This is a genomic window from Pseudarthrobacter sp. C4D7, assembly GCF_013359725.1.
Classification (GTDB): domain Bacteria; phylum Actinomycetota; class Actinomycetes; order Actinomycetales; family Micrococcaceae; genus Arthrobacter.
In genome coordinates this window covers 46,070-55,503 of the sequence record NZ_JABFMW010000026.1, presented here as the reverse complement: position 1 = coordinate 55,503, position 9,434 = coordinate 46,070, and the positions used below count along the sequence as shown (strand labels likewise).

The following is a 9,434-nucleotide window of genomic DNA, read 5'->3' as shown; positions in this document are numbered from 1 at the left end:
ACCCCCGGCTTCCCCCTGCCCACGCAACACACCCAGCAGGCCTTCGACCCGGCGTCGGACTTCACCTCCAAGTGGACCCGCGCGGACGCCCGCCAGATCATGGCGCAAAGTGACTCCACCGTCTCCCCGGGTACGAACTCCATGAGCCCGAACGTCACCATGCCGGAAATCCCGCAGGACTTCCCCGCCATGAACGACGACGTCTGGGTCTGGGACACGTGGTCCCTGACAGACGAAAACGCCAACCAGATCAGTTACAAGGGCTGGGACGTCATCTTCTCCCTGGTCGCTGACCGGCACGCCGGATACGGCTTCGACCAGCGCCACTGGAACGCCCGCATCGGCTACTTCTTCCGGAAGACCAACGCGGACCCGGCCAAGGACAAGTGGAACTACGGCGGGCACCTGTTCCTGGACAACACCTCCATCGGCAACACCGAATGGTCCGGCTCCACGCGCCTGATGCAGGGCAACCACGTGAACGTGTTCTACACGGCCACCACCTTCTACGATGTGGCTGAGCGGAACGCCGGCGGCGGCGGAATTGCCCCGGATGCGGTCATCGCCAAGGCCCTGGGCAACATCCATGCGGACCGGAACGGCGTCACGTTCGACGGCTTCCAGCACACCAAACTGCTGGAACCGGACGGAAAGCTGTACCAGAACAAGGCCCAGAACGCCGGCTTCGCCTTCCGCGACCCCTACACGTTCGTTGACCCCGCGCACCCGGGAAAGACCTACATGGTGTTCGAAGGCAACACCGCAGCCAACCGCGGCGACTACCAGTGCAAGGCTGAAGACCTGGGTTACCGGCCCGGTGATCCGCACGCCGAAAATGTCGCCGATGTCCAGAACAGCGGCGCTTACTTCCAGACCGCGAACGTAGGACTGGCCGTGGCGGACAACAAGGACCTGACCAAATGGTCCTTCCTTCCGCCCATCCTTTCCGGTAACTGCGTGAACGACCAGACCGAGCGTCCACAGATCTTCATCCAGAACGAAAACGGCAAGAACAAGTACTACCTGTTCACTATCAGCCACCAGTTCACCTACGCTGCCGGCATGCGCGGTCCCGACGGCGTGTACGGTTTCGTGGGCGACGGCATCCGCTCCGACTACCAGCCGATGAACAACAGCGGCCTGGCCCTGGGCTCGCCCACGGACCTGAACCTTCCGTCCGAGTCCCCGGAGGCACCAACCCCGAACCAGAACGGGCGGCAGTTCCAGGCTTACTCGCACTATGTGCAGCCCGGCGGGCTGGTGCAGTCCTTCATCGACAACGTCAACGGCGTCCGGGGCGGTTCGCTGTCCCCGACCGTGAAGATCAACTTCCGCAACGGTGTCTCCCAGGTGGACAGGACCTTTGGCCGGAACGGCCTCGGCCCGTTCGGCTACCTTCCCACGAACGTGCGGGTTGGCGGCGAGGGCCTTTACAAATAGGCCGTAAACCTCCGCGGCTTCGGGCTGCGGAGTCACCAGGCGGGAAGTCCCCCATGGGCTTCCCGCCTGGTTCCTTTTAACCGCGAAGCCCACCCCGCGCCGAAGCCCACTTTCCGTGCGGCCGCCGGCGGGCATTTCCAGTACATCTGCCGCACCCGGGGGATAGGGTGGAACCAACAGAAGGGGGAGTGCCTGATGGAATACCAGAACCAGCAACCCGCGGTGCCCAGCCGCCCTGCCGCCAGCCCGGCTTCCGGACCGGGCAGGACCGTCATTTCCGAGGTCGCTGTGGCCAAAGTCGCGGGAATCGCCGCACGGTCGGTTCCCGGCGTCTACTCCCTGGGCTCGGGCCCGTCCAGGGCCCTGGGCGCCATCCGTGATGCGGTGGGAAGTTCCGATCACGCCGCCGGTGTCCACGCAGAAGTGGGCGAAACGCAGGTCGCCGTGGACATCACCTTGGTGGCCAGCTACGGAACACCCCTGCACGCGCTGGCGAATGACGTACGTGCTGCCGTATACCGCGCAGTCGAAGAGTTGGTGGGGCTGCAGGTCATCGAGGTCAACGTCGAGATCACGGATGTCTACGTGCCGCCGCCGGCCAAGGCAGCCGCTCCGGGGGCCCCCGAACGGGAGGCGCTGCTGTGAACCTCACCATGGCAGGCGTAGCCGTCGGAGCATTCGTGGCCTTCATGTCGTTGCAGTTCGGCCTGTGGGGCTTCCTGGTCTCCCTTCTCTTCATGGCCATCGGGGCGCTCCTGGGCCGTGCCGCCGAAGGCAAGCTGGACCTGCGCGGCATTGTCGACGCCATCACCGGCCGGCGCTCTTCGTCATGAACTCGCCCGCGCCCGTTGTGCGTGGGCAGGCGCTCAGCGGCCATAACCGGATCAGCACCCAGGCCTTGACCAGCCTCGCCAAGGCGGCTGCGGCGGAAGCGCTGGGCATCGACGCCCAGGACGTGCGCGCGGACTGGACGGACGACGACGGCCTGCTGGCCTTGTCCCTCGTCGCCCCCATCAGCATTCCGCCACTGCAGGCCGTGGTGTTGGATCCCGCGCGCGTCGATGCGGCCGGCGGATCGATTTGGGACCGCACAGTGCGGGCCAAGGAGCGCATCCTGGCGCGGGTTTCAGAACTGAGCGGCTCGCAGTTGAGCCGGGTGGACATCCGGGTGAGCGGAGCGAAGATCAATACAGGAGGGCGGGTGCGGTGAGCAGCAGCGTGGAGAGCCGGCGGGCCACTACCGGGTCCCGGAGAAGCAACGGCCCGGACATGCGCAGGGTGGTCTACCGGGAGACCCATTCCTCCCGGGCCGTGGTATCGGTTGCGGCAGCCGTCCTGGTGCTGCTGCTGGCCGGCTACGGCGTCCTCGAATCCGGCGTCCATGCCGTGGGGCAACCGGCGTGGCTGATCGAGCCGCAGGTGGCCGCCCAGCGCATCGTGGACCTGCCCGCGGGGATACCGCCGCTCCTGCTGACGGCTATCGGAGCCGTGCTGGCCATGCTGGGGCTGGTCTTCCTGCTCAACGGGATTCTGCCGGGAAAGCGTGCGCGCCATCTCCTTGGCGGCACACCGGGGGAGCAACTCCCGGCTGTGGTGGTGGATGACGAGGTGATCGCGTCCTCGCTTGCCCGCCGCGCCCGGCTGGCCGCCAACGTCACGCCAGACCAGGTCATGGTGGTGGTTTCCCAGCGGCAGGTGCAGGTCAACGTCCGGCCTACCTCCGGGGTGCCCGTTGACCCGGACCGCGTCCTTGAGGCTGTGCGGGACGAGCTGGAGCAGATGCTGCTGGAGCCGGCACCCGTTCCGCGCGTGAACGTCACGCAGTCGGGGGTGATCGGAGCGTGAACAGCACTCCGGCACTGCTGAACCGTGTCCTGCTCACCGTTCTGGGCCTGATCCTGCTGGGCACCGGGCTGCTCCTGGTGCTGGTGGCAGCCGTTCCTTCCGTTGGCCCGTGGTGGCGATCCTGGTCCGCCGGGGCCTGGGATGCTGCCAGCCGGCTGTTCGATTCCACCCGGTTCCCGGGGCGGCCGGAAAGCTGGCTCTGGATTGTTGTGGCGGTGACCCTGCTGGCACTGATGGGCCTCATGGTTGCGTGGATCGCCCAGCAGGGGAAAGGCCGGTCAAACCTGGTGGCCTCCGAATATGATCCGGGAACGATCCCCGGGGACGTCCGGATCGGCGGAGGGGTCGCCGAACACGCCCTCCGGCAGGCGCTTGAGGGGCGGCCCGACCTGGCCGGCGCCACCGTCACCACTTACGAGGTGAAAGGTTCCCCGGCGTTGAAGGTCCGGCTCCTGCCACGCCCCGGGGTGGCCCCACACCTGCTCGCGGCTGAGGTCTCCGGGCTTCTGGATGCCCTGGAGTCGGTGGTGGGCAGGGAGATTCCCGTCCTCATCCACATTGGTGCCGGGGCGCGGACGCGCTTCAGCCGGGCTGAGCGCGTCCGCTGACCTGCCGGAAACCGGGAGGTTGTGAAACCTGTTTCCCTGTGGCTACCGGCCGGCCATAAGGTACACCGTGCTGTCCACCGGGACTTCCCTCATGCCGGCCCAGTCGCCGGCCGGTTCGGGACAACTGGACAGCACCACGACATAGCCCTCGGGCACCGGAGCGGACGCAAATCCCATATTGGATAAAACCACCACCTCCCCGTTCCGGAAGGCCAGCAGTCCGCTGTCCGGTGCGTGTTCCTCAGTCCATTCCACGCCGCCGCTGCCCAGTCCCTGCGCTGCCCGGAAGGCAATGGCTGCCCGGTACAGCTCAAGGGTGGAGCCTTCTTCGTCGTCCTGCTGGTCAACCGCCAAAGGGCCAAAGCTTTCCGGCTGGGGGAGCCAGGGTGCGCTTGCCTGTGTGGACAACCCGCCGGAGAACCCATAGCCGGGCTGGTCCTGGGCCCAGGGCAGCGGAACCCGGCATCCGTCACGCCCGATCTCGGCACCATGCGTCCGGAAGAACGTTGGGTCCTGCCTGGCGGAATCGGGAAGCGCCGTGTGCTCGGGTAGCCCCAGTTCCTCGCCCTGGTAGACGTAGGCGGAGCCAGGCAGCGCCAGTGCAACCAATGTGGCGGCCCGTGCCCGCGCCAGGCCCAGGGCTGCGTCCGGCTGTTCGTCGGCAGGGCCGAGGCCTTTGGGGAATGAGGTGGGATCCGTGAGCCCAAACCGGGTGCTGTGGCGCACAGTGTCGTGGTTGCTGAGCACCCATGTACATGGTGCCCCTACTGAAGCCGCCGCGGCCAGGGACGCGTCGATGGCATCAGCCATGCGCTCTGCGTCCCACCCCGCCAGCAGGAAATCGAAGTTGAATGCCTGCTGCATTTCGTCGGGCCGGATGTAGCGTGCCAGTCGCTCTGCCGGCTCCACCCACGCCTCGGCCACCATCATGCGGTCCCCACCGTATTCGGCCAGGACCCGGTTCCAGTCCCGGTAGATTTCGTGGACCCCGTCCTGGTCGAAGAAGGGCGACGGCGGATACATGGGCGACACTGCCCTGTGGGGTTCCTCGGCATCGGTATGGGCGCCGGGTGCGTCTCCGGGCAGGTGGCTCTCCAGGTGCGGAGCCGAGGTCCCCTCCACCATGGCGGCCACGCCCTCCCAGTCCGGCAGGCCTGGCTGTTTCACCAGGCCGTGGGCAACGTCCACCCGGAAGCCGTCTGCGCCGCGGTCCAGCCAGAAGCGCAGCACGGAGCGCATCTCCTCCCGGACATCCGGGTTGTCCCAGTTCAGGTCCGGCTGCCGGGTGTCAAAGAGATGGAGGTACCACTGGCCCGGTCTCCCGTCGGATTCGGTCACGCGGCTCCAGGCCGGGCCGCCGAAGATGGATTTCCAGTTGTTGGGAGCGATCCGGCCGTCGCCGGATCCCGGTACATCATCCTTGCCGTCCCTGAAGACATAGCGGTCCCGTTCCGGGCTCCCGGGGGCTGCCGCCAGCGCTTCCCGGAACCACTCATGCTCATCTGAAGTGTGGTTGGGAACCAGGTCCACGATGACTTTCAGGCCCCGGCGGTGAGCTTCCTGCAACATCGTGTCGAAGTCGGCCAGGGAACCGAACAGGGAATCCACCTGGCGGTAGTCCGCCACGTCATAACCGCCGTCTGCCTGCGGCGACTTGTAGAAGGGGGACAGCCAGATGGCGTCCACGCCCAGGGTTTCAAGGTAGGGAAGCCTTGCCGTTACACCACTGAGGTCGCCCATTCCGTCGCCGTTTCCATCTGCAAAGGAGCGGGGGTAGATCTGGTAGACAACGGCGTCGGCCCACCATGCGGAGGGGGCTGGCGGCGGGACGGGAACGGACGGCTCGGGCATTTGGTTCCCCTCTGATAACTTTTTGATGTAAACGCTTGCATTGCAGACAGCAACCTTACTAGTGTGATGGTCACCACATCAACCTCACCTAGCAAGCGCACTGTCGACTTACTTGTCACTCAGCGAGGAGCTTCAAGCTAATGAAAACCCCGAGATTTTTGCTTCCGGCTGCCACGGCCGGCATTCTGGCCCTTACATTGTCCGCCTGCGGCGGCGGAGGTGGAGGGGGGACCACGGGTGGTGGAGGCAGCGACGCTGACGCCAACCTCGACGGCCGCGGCCCCATCACGTACGTACAGGGCAAGGACAACAGCAACGTCGTCCGCCCCCTGGTCGACAAGTGGAACGCCGCCCACCCGAACGAAAAGGTCACCTTCAAGGAACAGACCGACCAGGCTGACCAGCAGCACGATGACATCGTCCAGCATTTCCAGGCCAAGCAGTCCGACTACGACGTCGTGGACGTGGACGTTGTCTGGACCGCGGAGTTCGCGGCCAAGGGCTGGCTGCAGCCGCTGAAGGACAAGATGGCGATCGACACCAGCGCCATGCTCAAGCCCACCGTTGACAGTGCCACCTACAAGGGCACCCTGTACGCGGCTCCGCAGACCTCTGACGGCGGCATCCTGTACTACCGCAAGGACCTGGTTCCCACGCCGCCCAAGACCTGGGACGAGATGATGGGCATGTGCTCCATCGCCAAGGAGAACAATATTGGCTGCTACGCCGGCCAGTTCAGCAAATACGAGGGCCTGACGGTCAACGCCTCCGAGGCCATCAACTCGGCAGGCGGCTCGGTCCTCAACAAGGATGGCAAGCCCGACCTGAACACCCCGGAGGCCAAGGCCGGCCTGGAGAACCTGGCGAAGGCCTACGCGGACGGCAACATCCCCAAGGAAGCCATCACCTACAAGGAAGAGGACAGCCGCCAGGCGTTCCAGAGCGGCAAGCTCATGTTCCTGCGCAACTGGCCCTACGCCTTCAACCTGATCACCACTGAAGGCTCATCCGCCGTGAAGGACAAGACCGGACTGGCTGCCCTCCCGGGCAAGGATGGCCCCGGCGCCTCCTCGCTTGGCGGCCACAACCTCGCCGTCAGCGTCTACTCCAAGAACAAGGCCACTGCGCTGGACTTCATGAAGTTCATGACCTCTGCGGAGACCGAGAAGTTCTACGCCACCCAGGGCTCGCTGGCCCCGGTGCTTGGTTCCCTGTACGAGGACCAGGAGCTCGTTGCCAAGCTGCCGTACCTGCCGGTCCTGAAGACCTCCATTGAGAACGCCGTGCCGCGTCCCGTGACGCCGTTCTACCCGGCTGTGACCAAGGCTATCCAGGACAACGCATACCCTGCCATCAAGGGAGAAAAGTCAGTGGAAAGCGCGCTGAGTGATATGCAGAAGTCCATCGAATCCGCTGGTGCAGGATCGTAGGACTACCATGTCGACCGAACTAAACCCGACGCCGGTCAAGTCGCCGGCGTCGGGCGGTAGCCCCGTCCACCACCCACCGAAGGGTGTGGGGGAGGACAACAGGATTGCAACCCAGGGGCGATGGGCAGCCTGGTTGCTGGCCCCCACCGTCATTGCGCTGGGTATCGTGATCGTTTACCCGATCATCAGTGCCATTGTCATGTCGTTCCAGAAGGACGCCGGCCTGGATCCGGCCACTGGACTCTTCACCCAGGGCGGCTCCGCCGGCATCCAGAACTACGTAAACTGGCTGGCGCAGCAGTGTTCGGCGCCAGGCGGCGGAACCGTTGCCTGCCCGCCGGGCACGCTGGGCGGCCAGTTCTGGTCCGCCACGGCCACCACGTTCTTCTTCACCGTGGTGACGGTGGCCCTGGAGACCGTCCTTGGCTTCTGGATGGCCATGATCATGGCGCGGACGTTCCGCGGACGCAGCCTGGTCCGGGCCGCCGTACTGGTGCCGTGGGCCATCCCCACCGCTGTGACGGCCAAGCTGTGGTTCTTCATCTTCGCTTTCGAAGGCATTGCCAACAAGCTGTTCAACACCACCATCCTGTGGACGGGCAGCCAATGGCCGGCCAAGTGGGCCGTGATCATTGCGGACGTCTGGAAAACCACGCCGTTCATGGCGTTGCTGATCCTTGCCGGCCTGCAGATGATCCCGGCCGAAGTCTATGAAGCAGCCAAGGTGGACGGCGCCACCGCCTGGCAGCGGTTCCGGCTGATCACCCTGCCGCTGGTCAAGCCGGCGCTCATGGTGGCGGTCCTGTTCCGTACCCTCGATGCGCTGCGCATGTTCGACCTGCCGTACATCCTCACCGGCGGTGCCAACAACACCACCACCTTGTCCATCCTGGTGATCAACCAGATCAGGCAAGGCTTCAACTCGGCGGCCGCACTGTCCACCATCACCTTCATCATCATCTTCCTCGTCGCCTTCATCTTTGTCCGCTTCCTCGGGGCAAACGTGGTTGAGCAGAGCGGCGCCACAGGAAAGGGGAAGAAATGACCACGGCAACAGCAGACGCCTCGGCGCTGCGCGCCCGGCAGGACAAGGGCCGCAGGGCCGCCCAGAACCGGGAAAAGTGGGCGCAGGGGCGTACCTACCTCAGCGCCGCGATCATCCTGCTCTGGTGCCTGGCGCCGGCGTACTGGATGGTGGTCACGGCGTTCCGTGAGGTCGGCTTCACCTACGACACGTCCATCCTCCCCACGCATGTCACCCTGGACAACTTCAACACCGCTTTTGATACGTCCTTCGGCAACCGGTTCGGCCAGGCGCTGCTGAACAGCGTGTTCATCGGCGTGGTGGTCACGGCCATCTCGCTGCTGATCGGTGTATTTGCCGCGTACGCCCTGGCCCGGCTGAACTTCCGGGGCAAGTACCTGGTGCTCGGCTTCATCCTGGGAGCGTCCATGTTCCCGGGCGTTGCCCTGATCACGCCGCTGTTCCAGCTGTTCACCAACATTGGCTGGATGGGCACGTACCAGGCGCTGATCATCCCGAACATCTCCTTCGTGCTCCCGCTGACGGTCTACACCATGACCTCGTTCTTCCGGGAAATGCCGTGGGAGCTCGAGGAGTCGGCCCGCGTGGACGGCTGCACCCAGGGCCAGGCCTTCCGCAAGGTCATCATGCCCCTGGCCGCACCGGCAATCTTCACCACGGCAATCCTGGCGTTCATTTCCTCGTGGAATGAGTTCCTCATTGCCAGCCAGCTGTCCAGCGACGCAACCCAGCCGGTGACGGTGGCTATCGCCAACTTCGCCGGTGCACAGCCCAACCAGATCCCGTACACGGCCATCATGGCCGCGGGCACCATCGTCACCATTCCGCTGGTGATCCTGGTGCTGGTCTTCCAGCGCAAGATTGTCGCCGGCCTCACGGCAGGTGCAGTCAAGTGACGGATAACGGTTCCCGCCCCCAAACTCCGGGGGCGGGAAACCGCAGCCGGTTGGTCCGCTCGGGCGAGGACTTCGACATCATCATTGGCTTCCTCGCCTTCTGGGCACTGGTCCTCCTGGTGGTCACCGTGTGGATGGAAGTGACGGCACAGCCTGCCCTTGGATGGGCGCTGGGCCTGCTGGCAACCCTGCTGGCCCTGTATGGCATGGTGCGGCTGCGCCGGAAACTGCCCGCCCGCAGGTAGGAGAGGCCCGGTTATTACTGCCTGCCCGTTGAATGGGAAAATGCAGGGCCGGGTAAGCGCGGGGCCGGACGGCT

Annotated in this window: 11 protein-coding genes; 10 read left to right on the top strand and 1 reads right to left on the bottom strand. The window is 65.3% G+C overall.

Annotation, left to right across the window (positions count from 1 at the left end; translation table 11 throughout):
* From HNO81_RS16125 to HNO81_RS16100, 6 genes are all read left to right on the top strand, one after another.
* A partial coding sequence (locus HNO81_RS16125) for a glycoside hydrolase family 68 protein (protein ID WP_175319120.1) occupies window positions 1-1,440 on the top strand: 1,440 nt, incomplete at its 5' end.
* A gap of 195 nt (window positions 1,441-1,635) precedes the next feature.
* A complete protein-coding gene (locus tag HNO81_RS16120; protein ID WP_175319119.1) occupies window positions 1,636-2,085 on the top strand; it encodes an Asp23/Gls24 family envelope stress response protein in 450 nt (149 codons plus the stop codon).
* A complete protein-coding gene (locus HNO81_RS16115; RefSeq protein WP_175319118.1) occupies window positions 2,082-2,273 on the top strand; it encodes a hypothetical protein in 192 nt (63 codons plus the stop codon). Before HNO81_RS16120 ends, HNO81_RS16115 begins: the two co-directional genes overlap by 4 nt.
* A complete protein-coding gene (locus tag HNO81_RS16110; protein WP_175319117.1) occupies window positions 2,270-2,650 on the top strand; it encodes a hypothetical protein in 381 nt (126 codons plus the stop codon). Before HNO81_RS16115 ends, HNO81_RS16110 begins: the two co-directional genes overlap by 4 nt.
* The gene (locus tag HNO81_RS16105) at window positions 2,647-3,285 is read left to right on the top strand and encodes a hypothetical protein (RefSeq protein ID WP_175319116.1); all 639 of its coding nucleotides are present in this window, start codon (window positions 2,647-2,649) and stop codon (window positions 3,283-3,285) included. The genes HNO81_RS16110 and HNO81_RS16105 overlap by 4 nt, the downstream gene beginning before the upstream one ends.
* Window positions 3,282-3,893: a hypothetical protein gene (locus tag HNO81_RS16100; RefSeq protein ID WP_175319115.1), complete on the top strand. Its 612-nt coding sequence runs from the start codon at window positions 3,282-3,284 to the stop codon at window positions 3,891-3,893. The genes HNO81_RS16105 and HNO81_RS16100 overlap by 4 nt, the downstream gene beginning before the upstream one ends.
* A gap of 42 nt (window positions 3,894-3,935) precedes the next feature.
* On the opposite strand, the gene HNO81_RS16095 is transcribed toward HNO81_RS16100, so the two are convergent.
* Window positions 3,936-5,744, bottom strand: a complete 1,809-nt coding sequence (locus tag HNO81_RS16095) for a glycoside hydrolase family 13 protein (protein ID WP_175319114.1) — start codon at window positions 5,742-5,744, stop codon at window positions 3,936-3,938.
* Window positions 5,745-5,884: 140 nt separating this feature from the next.
* On the opposite strand from HNO81_RS16095, the gene HNO81_RS16090 reads away from it, so the two are divergent.
* From HNO81_RS16090 to HNO81_RS16075, 4 genes are read left to right on the top strand one after another with little or no spacing between them, the layout of a single operon-like run.
* Window positions 5,885-7,174: an ABC transporter substrate-binding protein gene (locus HNO81_RS16090; RefSeq protein WP_175319113.1), complete on the top strand. Its 1,290-nt coding sequence runs from the start codon at window positions 5,885-5,887 to the stop codon at window positions 7,172-7,174.
* 7 nt (window positions 7,175-7,181) lie between these two features.
* Complete coding sequence (locus HNO81_RS16085; RefSeq protein WP_175319112.1) at window positions 7,182-8,219, top strand: carbohydrate ABC transporter permease; 1,038 nt, start codon at window positions 7,182-7,184, stop codon at window positions 8,217-8,219.
* Window positions 8,216-9,115, top strand: coding sequence for a carbohydrate ABC transporter permease (locus tag HNO81_RS16080; RefSeq protein ID WP_175319111.1), 900 nt, complete (start codon window positions 8,216-8,218; stop codon window positions 9,113-9,115). The genes HNO81_RS16085 and HNO81_RS16080 overlap by 4 nt, the downstream gene beginning before the upstream one ends.
* Window positions 9,112-9,360 carry a hypothetical protein gene (locus HNO81_RS16075; RefSeq protein ID WP_175319110.1) on the top strand — a complete coding sequence of 83 codons (249 nt, stop codon included), beginning with the start codon at window positions 9,112-9,114 and terminating at the stop codon, window positions 9,358-9,360. Before HNO81_RS16080 ends, HNO81_RS16075 begins: the two co-directional genes overlap by 4 nt.
* Window positions 9,361-9,434 lie beyond the last annotated feature (74 nt).

Excerpts from the sequence above, each read along its gene's own strand:
- HNO81_RS16120 (WP_175319119.1), top strand. The coding sequence starts at position 1,636 with ATGGAATACCAGAACCAGCAACCCGCGGTGCCCAGCCGCCCTGCCGCC.
- HNO81_RS16110 (WP_175319117.1), top strand. The coding sequence starts at position 2,270 with ATGAACTCGCCCGCGCCCGTTGTGCGTGGGCAGGCGCTCAGCGGCCAT.
- HNO81_RS16095 (WP_175319114.1), bottom strand. The coding sequence starts at position 5,744 with ATGCCCGAGCCGTCCGTTCCCGTCCCGCCGCCAGCCCCCTCCGCATGG.
- HNO81_RS16090 (WP_175319113.1), top strand. The coding sequence starts at position 5,885 with ATGAAAACCCCGAGATTTTTGCTTCCGGCTGCCACGGCCGGCATTCTG.
- HNO81_RS16085 (WP_175319112.1), top strand. The coding sequence starts at position 7,182 with ATGTCGACCGAACTAAACCCGACGCCGGTCAAGTCGCCGGCGTCGGGC.
- HNO81_RS16080 (WP_175319111.1), top strand. The coding sequence starts at position 8,216 with ATGACCACGGCAACAGCAGACGCCTCGGCGCTGCGCGCCCGGCAGGAC.